Source organism: Carboxylicivirga agarovorans (assembly GCF_050589845.1).
GTDB classification, from domain to species: domain Bacteria; phylum Bacteroidota; class Bacteroidia; order Bacteroidales; family Marinilabiliaceae; genus Carboxylicivirga; species Carboxylicivirga agarovorans.
The window spans coordinates 63,924-82,446 of record NZ_JBNGPA010000003.1; the positions used below are offsets into that span (position 1 = coordinate 63,924).

The following is an 18,523-nucleotide window of genomic DNA, read 5'->3' on the forward strand; positions in this document are numbered from 1 at the left end:
ACCTCATAAAGGCGGTAAAACTCTTTCAAACTGAACTATTGTCACCGAACAATCACTTTTTGAAACAGTCCGTCCACAGTAACCACATATAGTCCTGGTATCAAATTACTTACCTTTTCTCTTTGAAAAGCCTCGATATTACATTGTCGTATCAGTCTCCCACTTGAATCATAAATTGAATAACCATCCTTCTTATCAAGAGGATTTTCAATATAAAAATGACCATTTGATGGATTAGGATAAATCACCAGTTTCTGCTCATCCAGTTTCGATTGGATGATGTCGGTTGGAAAACCATCCGGTTGGCTGGCAAAAAGCAATTTTGGCCTGTTTTCAGTACTCTCCATGGCATTATAATACAACACATGACTGGCACTGGAACCATCCAAACAAAGTACCATATTCGCTTGCCCCTCATTAATACAATGATTCAGGTAATCACTCACATCAAAAGATAAATAAGTACCCAATAAGCTTTCATCAACATTTACAAGCGCACCTGTTTCGATGAAACTAATGGCTTGTAAATTGTCCCAGGTAGTTACACCACAGGTGAAATCATCTTCATTAACACCATAAACCATAACCTGATTATTGAATGTTGAGGATGAACTTTTATTTAAAAACACCTGAAAGGCAGCACCAGCCAGCTCTTCATTAAAACCACTGATATCAAAACTAAAAAGTCCTTTACGGCCCCAGGATGAAGCGTTTTTTTGTTCAATCAATTCAGAGGTATAGTACCCGTCGGCCTGGGTTTGCCTGACCATACCGTCACAAACTACTCCAATCTCATCTTCAAAAAGGTAAATTCCTAACTGGTCGCCAGGAGTTCCTCTTCCAATAGCATCGGCTACATGCGTTATGGCTATCACTGTATTTTCATCAATAACTTCTTGAAAGGTATAAGGTGATGTGGAAATATCATTAAGGTTTACGGCATAACCATTAACTGTATAGCTTAGTTGCCAGGGAGCTGTTCCTTTTAACTCAATGGATACGTCAACAGTTTCGCCTTGTTGCACCACAGATGGCCCTGAGATAATGGCTTCACACTCGATTATATCATTCACCCAATTACGTAAGGTTGCTCGTTGAGGAATATCCTGTAATACCCAGCGTAAATCATGATTTCGGTAAGGAATAGATAAATAGGAGAAGTCACCTTCTACTCCTGTACCTTCTATGTAAGTCTTGGTAGCGGCCGGCCCTGCTCCTTCCTGAATAATTAACTGCGGTTTACCATTTAATCGTTGCAAGCGTTCTAAGGCGGAGGCCGAATCGGCATTTGGATAGGACCAATGTGTGAGCACCCCGTCATAATGGCTATTGGCAATAGAACCACACCAAAGAGATGCTATCTCATCGTTATGTAAACCAATGTAATTACAGGCAATGGCACCACGAGAGAAACCAGCCACAAAAACCAGCGACGAATTACCGCCGTAATTATTGCAAATATAATTGACTGTATTAATGGTATACTGAACTGAGGCTTCGATATCCCCCCACCAGTATAGTTGATTATCCTGTCCATCTTCACTCACAAATGGCATGCTGATCCATATAAAATCTTCACCCCCACTAATACCATAACCCATATAGGTATCATCAGGTTTACCTGTACACACATCACCGTATTTATTAAAATATGGCCCATTACCGGCATATTCAACAATCACTGGATATTGCTTTCCTGCTTCCCAGTTTGTCGGCAAATATAGTGTGTGATACACATTAGTTCCTTCGTAAGCTGCCAATGTCTGTTTCACACGCTTACCTGCAGCAGGAGCTTCCTGTGTCAACTCTGGCATACTTAAGTCAAAAGCCACATTTCTGATATCAGGCATGGAACTCCAGCTTGTAATATTGGTAGTGTAAGTAAAAGCTGTCCAGTCATCTGTTTTAAAAGGTGAAGCCGGTAAGCCTTCTGTATTAAAAAAGTTGGGTACGGCAGTGTTATACCAGGCAAAGCGCACGGCCATCGGTTCGTCCACATATGGTGAACTCACGACAATATCGTTGCCATCAACAAAAGCGTTACCCTGGTAGAATTTTTTATCGCTACCGGCTATGGTAAACCAATTTAGCTCCGCATAGTTATCGATTATGCCATTCTCTACGAAATCAAATGTTAATCGAATGGTATTGCCTTCTACCGAATAGGACTTAAAGTCGGGTCCTGAGTATATTTTTTCTGTTTGGCTATAGGTTTGGTTCAATACTGTATTGGCCAGTCGAGCACCCACTTCTTTTTTATTAGTCGGATGTAAATCATTGACATCGCCCTGATCCATGGTCACGATTAAACCAGTGTTAGCGATGTTTTTTGAAGCCATTCGCTGCGCTTCACGCACTGTAGCGGCACTGTATGGATTTCCTGATTCTTGTTGTGAGGTGGTATAATCATACGGTGGTAGTTGCACCAGGTAAAAAGGTAGGTTAGTACTATTAAATTCATTTCGCCACGACTGAATCATGGTTTCCAGTGCTTCGTAGTAGTGGCTCGCACGCACACAATTGGACTCACCTTGATACCAGGCCACTCCTTTAACACTGCAATCCAGTAATGGATGAATCATGGCATTATAAACGGCCGTTGGCACTTTTGATTCAACTGTGGTTTCGTAAGTATTGTAATGATCGGCCAGGTAGGTTTTAGATAACAGTGCCTCTTTGCTCATAAAAGCTTCAATGGAAGAACTACCAAAGGAAGCATTAATTAAACCAATTGGGGTTTCTGTAAGATTGTTGATTAATTCTTTACCAAAATAATAAGCTACAGCTGAGAAATTTTCTAAAGATGTAGGTGAGCACTGTTCCCAGGTGGTATTGGCGATATTGCTCTGTGGCTCTGAAGCCGTTGTAGTCGGCACATTGAACAATCGTAAAGGGACATTGCCTGCATTGCCTATTTCAGCATCGCCATTGTCTTCATACAGCATCCTTAAAGCCATATTTGATTGTCCTGCACACAACCAGACTTCACCAATGAGTACATCGGATAAAATAACTTCATCATCATTAGTGAATATGCGAATACTTTGGGGATCAAAAGAGGCTGCAGGTGTATTGAATGAGATTAACCAATTTCCATTAGCATCAGCAGTAGTGGATAATTGAGAAGCCCATGTCGACTCTATAGTCACCTCTTGGTTAGCTAAAGTTGTTCCCCATATTTTCACTTCATCATTTTGCTGGAGTACCATGTTAGAGCTGAAGACATTAGGGACCGATAACTCTCCTGAAATGTTGTTGTTTTCTAAAGCAACTACAGGTTGTTTGCCACTAACTATTTGTACAACAAAACATACAAATACAAGCATTGCAACATGGAGCATTCTCTTCATGATGATTATTTTAGTGAATTAAACAATAGTTGAGTGAGGAAGTGGAAGATAAAGAAAAGGCAACTCCACTTTCCGGAGTTGCCTTAATATGACTAATTTACTTCTTAATGATAATCTTATTTACCTTTTGGCTTTCACCAATAAGGCTAACAATATATTGCCCCTTAGGTAATTGTGCCATATTGATTCGATTACTTTCAACAGGTGCAGAAAGAACAACCTGACCAAGCATATTATAAACCTGTACAGAAGTAAACTGCTCATCGCTATTGATGAATAAGTCAGTTGTTACAGGGTTTGGCGCCAAAGATACTTCCACTTCTTTGGTTTCATCGCCAATGGCGGTTGGTACATCAAATGAAATTGAAGGACGTACATCCACATTGGCGTTAGTTACATCCCTAAACTTAGCCAAAATACTATAAGCATCATTTGGAGTAGATAAAATAACTGTAAATTGGTTCTTCTTACCCAAAATATCACTCACAAAAATATCGTTTATATCCCACTCCACGATTGAGTTAATCATACTTTCAGTAACCGTTACAGCAGCAGCTAATGGTGTGCGATCGACTAGTGCCGTGCGTGTTGACCAGGTCATATCATCACCATATAAACCATCAGCATAATCACAGTCAATATTAATTGAAGGATTATCAATTGGTTGCTTAGGATTTTCTGCCAATGAATACATGTATAATTTCAATTTGTAGTTAGTCGCATTTTGAGGAATTTGAACTCCTGTTAAATCAAAAGCTAAATGAATCTCTTTAGTATAATACGGCGCTCCAGCCACATCATTGTTTTGGTCTCCCCATGTATCATATTTAACTTCTAATCGAGCAATATCCAATAGTCGATCACCAGCTTCCTCAAGATACATATCTTTTGCCGGAGCCAGATAATTACCAACAATGTCGACCCAAATAGCATCGTCATTTGTACCACCTGTACAACCGTTACCATCCGTAACTGCAACATGAATTTCATTGGTACCAAAAGTAAACGCATCATTCATACTTGAAACAGTTAATGTACTGTTAGTCTCGCCGCTAATGGCAACACTATTATTGTACCACTGGTAAGCATCAAAACTACTACCTGCATCCAATGTTGCAGATTCACCTTCACGAATGGTAAAATCATCTCCCAGATATGGAGGAACTGGTAGTGAGTTTATTGTAATAGTCGTATTAATCGTTTGAGTAGCACTACCATCATCTGAAGTGATAACATCTGTATGTGTTCCTGCTGTATCGTAGTTTTTAAAAGTATTCGGTCCCACCTGCACTTCATATGAACTACCATCACAAATGGCTACATTATTATCTACTGTTCCATTTTCAATAAATAAGATGTGGTATGTATCAATTTTTTCAGCGCCACAAGCTGTTGTTGAAACTTCTTCATATGTACCTGAAGTTGTTACTGTTTCTCCATCAATAACAATTGATGTTCCTTCAACTAAGGTTTTTTCAATGGTATTGTATTCAGGCATACAATTTGAAAGAACAGAAATATAAGGCTTATTACCAGTTCCTGTACCCAAGCTATAAAACTTAATTAAAGCCGCATTCTCATCAAATGAATTCATGCGAATCGTTAAAGCTGATTCTCCTGCATTCAATGCAGCATTATATGCAGAAGTAATATCAACTTCAACCCAACCATACGCCGTATTGTTAGTTTGAATAGTAGCAGCATCTGTAAAACTAGCATCTGGTTGCTGGTTATCAAAATTTAATGTTACATTTTCTTCTACATCAACCGGCAGACCTCCTGGCATTGTTTTAAACTCCACAGGCCAATCTCCATCAGTATTTGAATTATAGAAATAAACATGAAGCTTTACCTGCGTAATTTCTTGTCCACTTACTGGCACTTCCACATATGAAACACGCGAGTAAGTAATTGTTTTTGCCTTGACTTCTAATACAGACTCAGTAAAAGCGGTACTTCCCTTTTTGACAAACCCACTTTTGGTGGCTTCAATAATTTGTTGCGCATTTATTTGCATCATTGCAAATACGGCACATAACAAGAGTAAAAATCTTTTTTTCATAACACTTTTCTTTGGTTAATTAATATCTGAACTTTGATTGGACTAGTAGCCCGGGTTATTGTTATTTATCAAATTATTTGTTTGTATTTCGGTATAAGGTATTGGCCACAAGTAGCCTTTAGAAGCATCAAAGCTTCGTTCACGGAAGCTATAAACTTCATATTTCGGCTGTACATATTCGATAATGATATCACCGTAACCGGCCACCTGTTCGGCCGTAAATACCTTATCCATCTGCTCACGGAATGCCTCTTCAGATTTAAATATTTTATTTAAGAAATAGCTATCTCGTTTGAGGTAACGAATCATGCGAGATGGTACAATAGCATCATTCTCCATTTCAACGATAATTTCATTGGTTACTACCCAATAAAATAGCAAGTTGGGATCGTAACCCTGAGCAGCAGAATATGCCTGTTCGCCAATCTTCCATCGTTTAATATCTAAAATACGGGTTCCTTCAATAGCAAACTCCACACGCCTTTCGTGCTTAATGATATCCATTAACTGTTCCTGACTTAAACCTGAACCTTCTACTTCTTCGACTTTAGGCATCATCACACTTTGTCGCTGTCGTACTTCATTAACCAACGATTGTATCTCCGCCTCTGCTCCTGCTCCATCTGTCATACATAAGGCTTCTGCTTTCATTAAAAGCACATCGGCATAGCGAAATAAAATTGTGTTAGTCCCTGTCGCTTTTTTTCCTCTCATACCGTGCTCTACATCGTAATCCACATATTTATTGACTCTTAGGCTAGAGAAATTATACGCCTTTTTGTTATAGGGGATGTAATATAAAGTATCCCCATTATTATCGAATCCGTTAAATGAATATGGCACTGCCAGTGTAGCATAAAGGCGGGGATCCCTATTTTCAAATGGCTTTTGAGGATTGAAATTAGGGTTTGCTTCATTAGCTGGTAAACCTTCAATAGTATAATAGGCATTGGATAAACTATAATCGGCCATGTACGAGCTCCAGGCATAAAAATATGTGGTCCAGGGCTCGGTTAGTTTCTCATCTGTTTTATCCATCATGTACTGAATATCAAAAATAACCTCACTATTATTCTCATTCGCAGGCTTAAACAAGCCTGCATAATCATGAAACAAAAAATAATCTCCATCGCTCATAATAGCATCACACATTTCTTTGGTAATGCTGTAATCATAATTATTAAGTGCAACCCATGCTTTAAGAGCTTGTGCTGCGCCTTTCGTTGCCCTACCCTGATCTGTTTCAAGCCTGGATGGTAATACAGAGATAGCACTGTCTAATTCGGCATAAATAAATTCTATCACCTCCTGTTTGGGTGTTCTTTCCCGGTCTGCACCTTCAATACCTTCTGGCTCCAGGCGCATTGGTACATCGCCATAAAAATGGACTAAATCAGCATAATAATAGGCGCGTAAAAAACGAGCCTCAGCATCATATCGTGCTTTATCTTCTGCTGTCATAGGCACATTCCCAATGTATGTCAATACTGTATTCGCCCTTAAAATACCCATGTAATTTCGGGCCCATTTCCTTTCTGCAAACTGCGAAAACTGATTATGACGCTGGTCCCAGTATTCAACAACACCCATCCAGGATTTATCCATGAACCCATTATCGGTAATAAAGTCGGTGATAATTGGCTCTACATTCTGATAATCCAGACCAGCCAGCCCCATTCCGGTTAATGCTTTATAAGTACCATTAAGGGCGTAGATAATATCATTCTCCGTTTCAAAAACCTCTGGTGACAAAAAGTCCTTAGGGTACCTATTCAGTTCATCCTCACATGAGCAAAATAGAATGGCGAATAAAAATGCGTATATAATAACTTTCATTTTAATGCTTATTTATGTGGTGATTAAAACTTAAGGTTTAATCCAAGTGAATAAATTCTAACCTGTGGGTGAAAATCAGGAGTAATCTTATTGAATGATTTTTCCGGATCGAAACCATCCATTTTACTAAAGAGGAATGCATTTTCAACACTTGCACTAATCTTCAACTCATCAATACCGACTGCTTCCAGATTATCGAAACGATAGGCCAGTTCTATGTTTTTAATCCTGAAATAAGAGGCATCCTGTAAATAATATGAAGAAACAATATTAGCTCGCTGTGAATCATCATATACGCGTTGATATTCTTCAGATGGTGAATCGAATGACCAATGGTTATTAACCATATCCTTTGAAATATTGCCACGTCCTCCCCAGAATGGTGTTACCAATGCACCCATTATATATGCATTAGCTCCCTGTATACCTTGTCCCAGAACGTTTAATGATAATTTCTTATACTCGGCATACAGGTTAAATGAATAAATAAAATCAGGTTGGGAGCTGCCCATATATGTGATATCATCTTCAGTTATCTTTCCATCAGGCACACCTTCTTCTCCGCTGATATCTTTATACTTAATATCACCTGGCATTGGTCGCCCCAAAATAGCCGAAGCATCATCCATACCTTCTTTCACAACATATAATCTGTCGTAATGCTCGATTGCTGGATCACTATCATTTTGCCAGGTAAAATCATCCACTTGATAGATGCCATCTGCAATCAGACCATAATAGGAGCCAAACGGCATCCCCACCTGTGACCTAATAATATCTGCAGGTGGCAGATAACCTGACACCACATCGTTATGGGCAACATAATCAAGATCTCCCAGATCAACGACCTCGTTAGTCAAATAAGTCAAATTAACACTACTGCCAATACTCCAGTTTTTCCAGTTCTTATTGTATTGTAAAGTAAGTTCCACACCTTCGTTCAGCATTGAACCAACATTCTGATAAGGCTTTGAACTGTTTGAATTACCCAGACCTAAAGAGAAAGGGATATCAACTCTACCTAAAATACCAGTAGTTTTCTTCTCGAAATAATTCGCAGATATTGATAACGCATTATAAAATACGGCATCAATACCAATATTTGTTTGCTCTGATACTTCCCATACCAAATTATCATTACCTAATAGCGAAGTTCCTGTTCCCTGTACCACTGTATTTCCGAAATTGTAATATTCACCGGCATCCATTGCATTAAAAGATGGATAATATTCTTTCATGCGTTCATTACCCAATTTCCCCCATGAGGCACGAATCTTTAATTCAACTGGTAAATCTTCCATAAAAGACTCCTGTGAAATACGCCAGCCTGCAGAGAAGGATGGGAAAAGACCCCATCTGTTTTCTTCCGCAAAACGAGAGCTCCCATCTCTTCGTAAATTAGCCTCCAGTAAATACTTATCTTTGAAATCGTATGCAAATCGCCCAAAATATGACATTGTAGCCCTTTCATTTATAGCTCCATCAGCAGTCAACGTTTCGGGATCACCAAATGGGAAATACGGTTGATTAGCCAGTAAGAATTTGATTGAAAATGCATCTAAATCATACTCGTAAGTCAAATGCTCATATCCCAGCAAAGCACTTAATTTATGTCCATTAAACTTCTTGCTATAATTGATTGTAGTAGTTAAAGTAGTAGAAGTGGTAGTACTATTGGTCAATTCATATTTTGAATCTGTCACAGTTGAAGGGGTATCTTCATCCGGATTACCAGCCAAAGCTACTGAAGCTAATAGTCTCTCCTTATCGTATCGGTAAATAGTTTGTCCATATAAAACTTTTGCTTTTAAGCCTTTCAATGGTTCTAACTCCGCACTAAATTGATAATTAAAGTTCGAACGTTTAATATCTGTACCTCCTCCGGCTTCATTTATGGCATAATACCTAGCTTTGCCTCCATATAAACCAGGTTCACCAGTTTCCGGATCGGTCGCCTGTAAGAATCCAATTGGAGAACTGTTAGCATTATATGCCATTACCGATGCTGTATTACTAGAAAGTTCTTCCTCTTTCTTGTTGTATCCGCCGAAGGAAGCTCCAACTCTTAGCTTATTTTTCCAGAATTTACTGTTCAACTTGGCCCGATAGGTTAATTTATCAGCACTTGTGCCATATAGCACACCGTCCTGATCAAGGTAACCAGCTGTAAAAGAAAAGTTATAATTCTTTTGTCCACCACTTACAGAGGCATAATAATTATGCATCCAGGCAGGTGAAAAGTAAAAATCATATAAATCTACATTCTGATAAGCCGGATCAGAACCTTCTTTTATGATTTCCAGCTTTTCATCGTCATATGGTACATTAGGAAAACCCGAGTTCAGGCGTGCTTCATTTAAAAGTGTTGCATACTCATACGAATTGGCAACTTCGGGAAATGTTGTTACCTGCTGAATGGAACTGGTGACCCTCGCATTTACATTTAATCCTGAACTTCCTGTTTTGGTCGTAATAATGATTACACCTGCAGCAGCTCTATTACCATAAATTGCAGCTGAAGACGCATCTTTAAGCACCGACATACTTTCAATATCATTGGGATGTACATCAGACAACTCTCCTTCAATTCCATCAATAATTACTAATGGATCATTACTGTTCTCAATCGAGGATACTCCACGGATACGAATCTCTGTTTCATCCTGACCCGGTTGTCCTGAATTCTGGGTAACAATCACTCCAGACACCTTTCCCTGTAAAGCCTGTCCTGCATTGGTAATTGTGCGTGTTGCTATATCATCTGTATTAATACTTTCAACAGCACCAGTTAAGTTCACCTTTCGTCTGGAACCATATCCCACCGCCACTACTTCATCCAGTTTCATGACATCGGCCACCATATTTATTTTTAAGGTATTTCCAGTAACAATTGCCGTCTGTGTTTTATATCCAATAAAAGAAAAACTCAATTCCTTTCCATTATCAGCCTTAATTGTGAATTGTCCGTTGATATCAGTGATAGTACCAGTATTTGTCCCAGATACCATTACCGTTACTCCCGGCATTGTCAAACCTTTTTCATCATAAACTACGCCAGATGCATTCTGGGCAAACAATGCGATATTGCCAGAAAGAACCAATAGCAGTAATAGCAGGATCTTTTTCATTTTCTTATTTATTTAGCTTTTTCCAATTACTAGTTTGAACATCTCCCTTTATGCCTGTTGCTATCAGCTGAAACTCGACCTCATCTGCAGTTACAGGCACTGTAAATTCATAAGGATAATTGTCATCCATCAATGTCTTCGATAGGCCATCTTGCTTTATGGTCAACTGAACGCGTTTGAAAACATCATCATCATCCTCAAGGTATAAGTAGAGATTCTTGGTTTTCTGACCACAATTCATAATCATGGCTTTGCTATTTCCAACATTTGTGGTTGTAAAATCATTTTCCCAGATTTCATTTACTTCGGTTAACTTCTCTTGATATGTTGTCTTAGTAATCACATTATCTAATACAATAGCCAACTGACCATTTGAAGGAACCTCAACCAGAATCATTTCTTCTTCAAGCTCTAGTTTCTTACCATCATGTTGAGTTGCTTTTGTTGTTTCTGTTAAGGTTACATGCTCAGCATTTACTTTGACCCATGTTCTGACGTTTGATTGTGATTGGTTTGACAGGGCTATATAAAGCTTATCATTCTTCCTCGCAGTTATATAGTTCAATTCAACTGAACCGGTTTCAATCAATCTCGATGGCATCCATAACCAGGCTTTTTCTCCATACCAATCTCCAGGTTTGTGTCCGTAGAACTTATTTTGCAGATAAGCATAACCTTCTATAAATTCTGAGGGAAAGTCGATTCGACCATTTGATTTCACAAAAGCATCAGTTACCAGGTAATCCAATACCATTGATGCCATTGGCATAATATGATTATAGTGGAACGAATTCACACTTAAATCTTTATGTGGACGAAGTGGATAGTCAGCTTTCTCATAAATGGTTGTGCGTGCTGTATTAATGTGGTAACCCGGGAAGTTTTTATATCGACCGATGATAGCAGCTTTCGCCACTTCCTTCAGAAAATTATCATTGGCATAATGTCCCAAACGTAACATCCACGGAGCGTAATTGGCCATAAAAATGGCTCTATGACCAGTACTTGTACCTGATGACTCAGGCGTCAGGCCTATTTCCGACAAACGCCAGGCAGGAGCTACCTCCTCTTCTGCATACATCTGCTTGTGTCCTTTTGATTTTAGATACCAATATAAAGGTGCCTTTCCTCCTTCATTAACAAGTAAACTATCGTTCGGTACTTGCGGGCTCATCCAACAAAACGTCGTGTAATAACGTGCACCTTTACGAGCAGCATCAAGAAAACGCTGTTCTTTACTTAACTCATATAATTCAAGTAAATAAATCCAACGAGGAGCAAATCCTGTCCAGAAGAAAAAGCCGCCTGCTAATGGGTCAGTAAAATCACTTTGAGCTGTTGTGACACGATTCAGGATATATTCATCTGCATCTTCAATGGCTTTTTGTAAAAAGGTATTATCTCCAGTTGCCTTATACATAAACATACTGTTCATCCAGGAATCTCCTCTTTCTTTCACATCAAGATTGCGAACCTTTTCTGTTCCATAAGCATTATGTGCCAGATCAACCAAAAAAGGCATATTCTTTCCGAAGATGTTATAAAGCGAGGTTAACTCACTAATAGGTGCTATTGGTCCATGTAACTTGCGGGATGGATGTTGAATCTTCTGCTCTCTATCAAGAGCAAACAGAAACTTCTCACGCGAAATCTGGTATTCCATGGTAGGATAAGCCCGTTTTTCAAACATCGCTTCATTATCTGTAACTATGGCAAGTTCCAGTGGATTTAATGAAGATACATTCTTGACTGCACCTGGCACATCTGTTGAATACGCGCAACCTTTTAAGCTATCAATAAACCAGGCGTAGTCAGACATGGTATAATCAATCAGGTTATCGAAAGTAGCATTCAGTGTGGTTATATCATTCTGCCTATAATCACCAAAGCCAAATAACTCGCGAGCTATATTTTCATAGTTATCAGTGCAGTTACCTTCGTTTTTATATAATATGGCAGTAAAATGATAATTATCATTCGGCTTCATTTGCGATTCAGCTCCACCTAATACAGGTGCAAATAGCATCGCCTGGGCTTCTCCATCCGGGTTGCGAACAGCAATTCCAAAACGGCTATTCTGAAGTAATGGTAACGGCTGAAACGGAAATTCATCCGGATGAGCGACAACACCATATGTTGAACCATTGAAAGTGGTCAAGGCTGATGGAATTGGACTTCTATACGCCAAGGTCATATATGAACGTTCGGGGAAACGTTTTTCGTGCCAGATCATTGGTTGCCAAATCTCTTCTGTTTCTTCGATTGAATTTGCAGGGGCATTCATAAAAGCGACTGAATAGTAACCTTTCTTAAATGCCTGCATTTCAACCTTAAAGCAAACCTGCCCACTCTCTTCATACACCTTTGCAAGAAGATCTGCATAATCATTTGCTTTATAATGTATAATGGTAGTATCACCAGATATTGAAGTTTTTTCTGGTGTAAAATCAACATTGATACCTGCCTTAAAAAGGTTAGCCGTCCTGTTCTCATTTTTACTTGACAGAATAGAGTCATCAAAGCCATCACCTTGTTGAGCTGCATCCCTTTTGACTTGCTTAAGCAAATCTTCACCCGACAAAGCGTTCCATGTTGCCACATTGTATTTTACATTTTCAATACCTGATGGACGCATTTTGAGCTTAGGGGTTTCCGTAGCGAATAATAAGGTTAGTTCACTTTCAAATTTCAAATCACCTTTAACAATTTCAAAATCAGAATTGACCTTAACTTTGTCACCACAACTTATAAGCAAAACAAACGCTAAACTATATAAAAGAATCTTTTTCATTACTTAGTGAACTTCAATGATTAATTGACAATTATTTGAAAAACAGATACAGGACAACCTGATTCATTCTGTTTAAATTTCATTGTTAATGATTTACTCACAACTGGGGTCGTTAATTCTATCCGATTAACCGTTTGATAATTACCTCTATTCTCATAAATGATGTTGCCATCTGCATCCAATACTTCATAATCCCTCACAACAAAAGGCATTACACTATCATGGTGTCCCATCTGAACAGATTCCATGGCGTGGTCGTAATCTGTATCGAAAAATATCGTTAATGTGTTAATTATCCTATTGTTTTCCCAGGAGAATTTTAGTGTCGGTTCAATGTCATTTACGTCAGCCACCCAAGCATTAGATTGGATCCATGGTCTTACAAATCCATTTATCACATTTGTCGCATAGAAATTATCAATAGCAGGCTGTATTGCTAAACCCATATTCTGTCCTTCCGGGCGACGCAGTGGCGTGTAAAAATCAAACGAATGAATCCCAATATTTTCAGGTGCTGTTTGTTTGCCTGTGTTAGATACTTTTTTGTTTTCTCCATTAAAAACCGAAACAACACCAGTAATTAATTGCTTACTTGTTTGCACATGAACCAGCTCATTCTTTTTAAGAATAATGAAAGCATATTGGTTTTCAGGAATAGCTTCTGTAAACTCAAACTTTACATTCTGCTCCCCTTTTTCTAATTTAACCTCTATAGTCTCTAAGGTAATATTTGGTGTATAATTTTCCTTTACATCACTCACTCGCAATTCTGCAAGCAATTCGGTTTTACCCTCGGCTTTTACCTTAAAATCTGCAACATACACCTGACCTTTACAGAGTGGCAATAGCTGTGCTGAAGCTCTCTCCAAATGAAGCCAATCACCATTGGCTGGAATCTCCGATAATTTTAATTCTGAACTAGCTTCTATTTTTGCACTTTCCAACAAGTTATCTCCTGCATAGGCAACTCCTGGAACACCTTGTCCATTTCTGCTTAGTGCATTCTTTAACTCATTTAGCAATTTTCCGGTCTTTAAAGCTTCCGGGCTAGCATTATGCTTTTTACAAAGTGCTGCAGCCATTCCAACCACCTGACCACCGTGGGCACAAGTTGTCATCACACGTGTTGTTCCAAATGCGATATGTGTAGCACTTATAATACGTCCTGCTAAAAACAGGTTTGTGATGTTTTTACTGATAAAACAGCGGTAAGGAATTTGGTAAACACCTTTACCATGCCATTGTGTGCAACTTGCTCCAGTTGTATAAACACCTTCTACATCATGATGGTCAACAGCCCACCCGCCAAAAGATACAGCATCATCAAACTCAACCTGATCAATTACATCATTTTGATTAAGCATATAATGCCCTTCGAAACGACGACTTTCCCGCTTACCGGGTATTGTCCCCACCCACTCCAGGGTCATTGTCTCAGCTTCCGGAAATTCACCAGAATTCTTGATATAATCCCAAACACCATACACGACTTTCCATAATTCGTCTTTTACCTTCTCCGAATCATGAATAGTATCCATTTTGCCACCATACTCCAACCACCAGAAGCTACATCCTTTATCCTTGCTTTTTATCGAACGGTATTTTGGAATCTCTTTAATGTCTTTTAGAGCAATATCTGGAGCGACATATTTAACCGGCTTACCAACATCTTTACTGTAGAAAAAAATACTATGACCTAACAGGTCAGTATTTTCCTTTTCCGGTGCCATCTGCTCGTTAAACTCAGCTTTAGCTTCCTGTCCAATACGAAAGGCTGCCCCAGCCTGAAAAGCAACGATACCATCACCGGTGGCATCACAGAAATTAGTTCCGCTAACCACATAATTTGTAGATGTTTGCGAGCAGAATGCTTCCACGGCCCTGATGGAATTTTCACTGGCTTTTATTGTGTTATAAATAGCTGTATTAAGCAATAATGTAATATTGGATTCCTTTTTAACGAAGTCCAATAACACCATATCAAACAGGACTGGATTACCTTCCTTATTTCGGTAAGTATTCTCCACCAGAATCTCATCAATTAATCCTCCTTCACGGGACCAACGATTGTTGTTACCCATATGAGAGGTAGCTCCCAAGGCCCAAAGGCGCACTTCACTTGAGGCATTGCCACCAAGTACAGGCCTATCTTGAATCATTACTACTCTGACACCTTCACGAGCCGCTGTCACGGCTGCACAAACACCAGAAAGGCCACCACCACACACGACCAAGTCGGTCTGGAGTTCAACTAATTTGTTTTTGCGGGTTTTATTGTCAAAATCTTGTTTTATCATCTTAGTTGTTTTTTTTACTTCGTACCAACATTACTATACCAAGCAACAGAATAACTGATGCAACTCCGATAATCATCAGCTTAGAACTATCGGCGATCGCACCAAGGGCGCTCAACAATATACCCACGGCAATAATTCCCCATGACATGACTTTAATACCATGTATATTTGCAGCTGCAGCTTCGGTACTTACTTCATCTTCTTGTGATGTTTGAGGAGTTTCTTCAATATATTCAACTCCTTTAGCCTTATTTACCATCTCAAACACCATTAACAATGCAATTGGCAGGGCCACACCCAAAATCATTTCATTGGCGCGCGATAAAGTGATGTCAAAAAGTAGTGGTGAAATAAATTTCATGAATAGGTTCACAACCAAGCTGGCAATAGTTGTAAACAATACTGAGAATCCCGTTTGACGCTTCGAGAACAGAGTCCATAATGGCGGCAGAAACATGGCTGCTCCGGTTAAGGATGCAATGGTGAGAATGACATTAACAATGCCTCCCATTAAAGGAACAAGCAGTGCTATACCTATTGTTAATGCACCAAAAGCCAAAGTTGCTAATTTTCCTATTTTCACAAGGTGCAGATCGCTGGTATGAGGAAACAACCTCTTATAAATATCATTTGTAATAACACCTGCTGAAATATTAAGAGTGGTATTGATCGAACTTGATGTTGCGAATACCATTCCACCAACGATCAAACCTAACATACCAACAGGCAATACCGTTTTACACATCAACATATAGGCCTCTTCACTCTCCAGTCCGGAAAGGCTTGGATCAACGACACGATAAAGCATTGGAGGCAACATCCAAAGCAAAGGACTAATGGTATATAACGCACCAAACATCCAACCTACTTTCTTGGCCTCCTTCGGCGATGAAACGGTTGTATAACGCTGAACAAAGGCCCAATTACCTGCAATAAAGAAGAGATTATATAAACCAAAAGCTAAAAGGAATCCCCAGGAATAGTCACCTCCTGTAAAGTTCATGAAACCTTCAGGTACCTTACCAAAGAAAGTACTCATCCCGCCTACATGCTCAATAGAAAGTGGCACCACAATAATTACTGCAGCCAATAATACAATAAACTGCAATACTCCTGTGACCACAACTGCCCATAAACCACCTACTGCAGTATATATAGCCATTACTGCTCCAATAACAATAATACTATAAGCCGCGGGAATCCCAGACCAAACCTCAACGATCTTAGCAACCGGATATAAAAAACCTCCGGCTGTAAAGATCGATACGCCAAGAAAAAGCAGTGTATATGTTTTCTGAATCTCTAAACCAAGACGTTTAGTTATATATTCAGCTACGGTCAATATCTTTGTTTTCTGCCATTTTGGAGCAATCCAGATTCCAATAATGATCCCGGCAATACACATAGTCCATTGAATGGATACTGACACCAAACCATCAGCATAAGCAATAGCACCCCAAACGACGAAAGTACCCGCCGAAAAAAAACTCATAAATAAGGATAGACCATTCATCCACCAAGGTACAGCGCCATCGGCTGCAAAAAAGGACTTCATATTGTTTCCGGATGCTTTTGAAAAAGCCATCCCAGTCATAAAAACAATGACCATAAAAAGAACGATCGCAAGTATATCGATTGTGCTCATCAGATTTTTCTGGATTTAGTTCGTTAGCATTTTTTAACAATACAAATGAAGTGTTTTGTATTTGTTCACCAAAGAAAAATCCGGAAAACACATTCATTTATTTACGGAAACGTTTCCGAAACAAATCACGCAAAACCTGAATACAACCACACTGCAGACGCAGTTATAACTAGTCAGTGAATACACATTAAACAAATACAATTCCGATAATAGAAAATATTTTTTCCGAAAATAAATGTTATTATTCCGAAATTATATCTCATATTTGTTAAAAACAATTCGTAAAATGAAGCACATAACCATTAAGGAAGTTGCAGAAGAACTTGGCGTTTCAATTTCTACTGTCTCACGGGCTTTAAACGACAAATATGATATCAAACAGGCTACCAAGGATAAGATTGTAGCTAAGGCTAAAGAAATGGGTTATGCTCCAAATCCAATTGCCCAAAAATTGCAACAGAAAAAAAGCAACAATATAGGCGTTGTAGTTCCAGAGTTCAGAAATGCATTCTTCCCAGACGTAATTACAGGCATACAAGATATCATGCTACCACTGGGCTACCAGGTCCTTATTATGCAATCAAACGAAAGTGCTGAAACTGAGCTCTCCAATGTCAAAACCCTCTATAACAACATGGTTGATGGCCTAATCATTTCTTTCAGCTCGGAAACTCAAAAAACAAGTTATTATAAAAGTATCATAGAGCAAGGATTCCCAATAGTCCAGTTTAATCGGGTAATTGACAAACTAAATACTTCAAAAGTTGTATTTGATGATTATGCCTGGGCCTTTATGGCAACTGAACATTTGATACTCCAAGGGTATAAGAATATTATTCACTTAAAAGGCCCTAAACACCTTACATTTTCAATCTCCAGAGCAAAAGGTTTTGAGGACGCAATGAAAAAGCACAAGCTTTTTAAAGGAGTCGAGTATTTTTATGATTCTGGAGTCACTATTGAAAGTGGCAAAAGAGTAATGAAATCAATTATTGCCGAAGACAAAGTTCCTGATGCTATTTTTGCTGTTACGGATCCAGTCGCCCTTGGTGCGATGATTGTCATGAAAGAGCATGATATCCAAATCCCCAAACAGGTTGGCGTAGTTGGTTTTTCCGAATCTCGCTTATCAGAAGTGATCCAGCCTTCCTTAACCACTATTAAACAACCTACTTATGAAATGGGGCAAGCCGCAGCTAAGCTGTTAATTCAAGAAATTGAAACAAACATCTCAATTCCACACAAAGTCAAATTGAGTGGTAGTTTCAAGATAAAGCAATCGTCTGTTCGTATACATTAAAAGTATGTTCGTAAAAAACGCCTTAATGTCCACATGCATTACTGTTTCGTTTTCATAGAAATATTCCAGTTGTTGGCGACTCTTCTTTTAAAGAGAAAAGTACTTCTGGAAAGC

General features: G+C 38.9%; 8 protein-coding genes. 1 reads left to right on the forward strand and 7 read right to left on the reverse strand.

Going from position 1 to position 18,523, the window contains the following annotated elements:
* Positions 1-41: 41 nt before the first annotated feature.
* The 7 genes from ACRD69_RS04355 to ACRD69_RS04385 all read right to left on the reverse strand — a co-directional run bounded on the left by ACRD69_RS04355 (position 42) and on the right by ACRD69_RS04385 (position 17,109).
* Positions 42-3,350 carry a sialate O-acetylesterase gene (locus tag ACRD69_RS04355; protein ID WP_430813841.1) on the reverse strand — a complete coding sequence of 1,103 codons (3,309 nt, stop codon included), beginning with the start codon at positions 3,348-3,350 and terminating at the stop codon, positions 42-44.
* Between the two features lie 97 nt (positions 3,351-3,447).
* Entirely contained in the window at positions 3,448-5,412 is a 1,965-nt protein-coding gene (locus tag ACRD69_RS04360; protein ID WP_430813842.1) for a DNRLRE domain-containing protein, read from the reverse strand.
* Between the two features lie 42 nt (positions 5,413-5,454).
* Complete coding sequence (locus ACRD69_RS04365) at positions 5,455-7,248, reverse strand: RagB/SusD family nutrient uptake outer membrane protein (RefSeq protein WP_430813843.1); 1,794 nt, start codon at positions 7,246-7,248, stop codon at positions 5,455-5,457.
* A 23-nt stretch (positions 7,249-7,271) separates the two neighbouring features.
* The gene (locus ACRD69_RS04370; protein WP_430813844.1) at positions 7,272-10,376 is read right to left on the reverse strand and encodes a SusC/RagA family TonB-linked outer membrane protein; all 3,105 of its coding nucleotides are present in this window, start codon (positions 10,374-10,376) and stop codon (positions 7,272-7,274) included.
* 4 nt (positions 10,377-10,380) lie between these two features.
* A complete protein-coding gene (locus ACRD69_RS04375; RefSeq protein WP_430813845.1) occupies positions 10,381-13,167 on the reverse strand; it encodes a hypothetical protein in 2,787 nt (928 codons plus the stop codon).
* Positions 13,168-13,187: 20 nt separating this feature from the next.
* Positions 13,188-15,464: an FAD-dependent oxidoreductase gene (locus tag ACRD69_RS04380; RefSeq protein WP_430813846.1), complete on the reverse strand. Its 2,277-nt coding sequence runs from the start codon at positions 15,462-15,464 to the stop codon at positions 13,188-13,190.
* 1 nt (position 15,465) lies between these two features.
* Entirely contained in the window at positions 15,466-17,109 is a 1,644-nt protein-coding gene (locus tag ACRD69_RS04385) for a sodium:solute symporter family protein (RefSeq protein ID WP_430813847.1), read from the reverse strand.
* A gap of 235 nt (positions 17,110-17,344) precedes the next feature.
* On the opposite strand from ACRD69_RS04385, the gene ACRD69_RS04390 reads away from it, so the two are divergent.
* On the forward strand, positions 17,345-18,409 hold the full coding sequence (locus ACRD69_RS04390) for a LacI family DNA-binding transcriptional regulator (RefSeq protein WP_430813848.1): 1,065 nt from the start codon (positions 17,345-17,347) through the stop codon (positions 18,407-18,409).
* Positions 18,410-18,523: the final 114 nt, after the last annotated feature.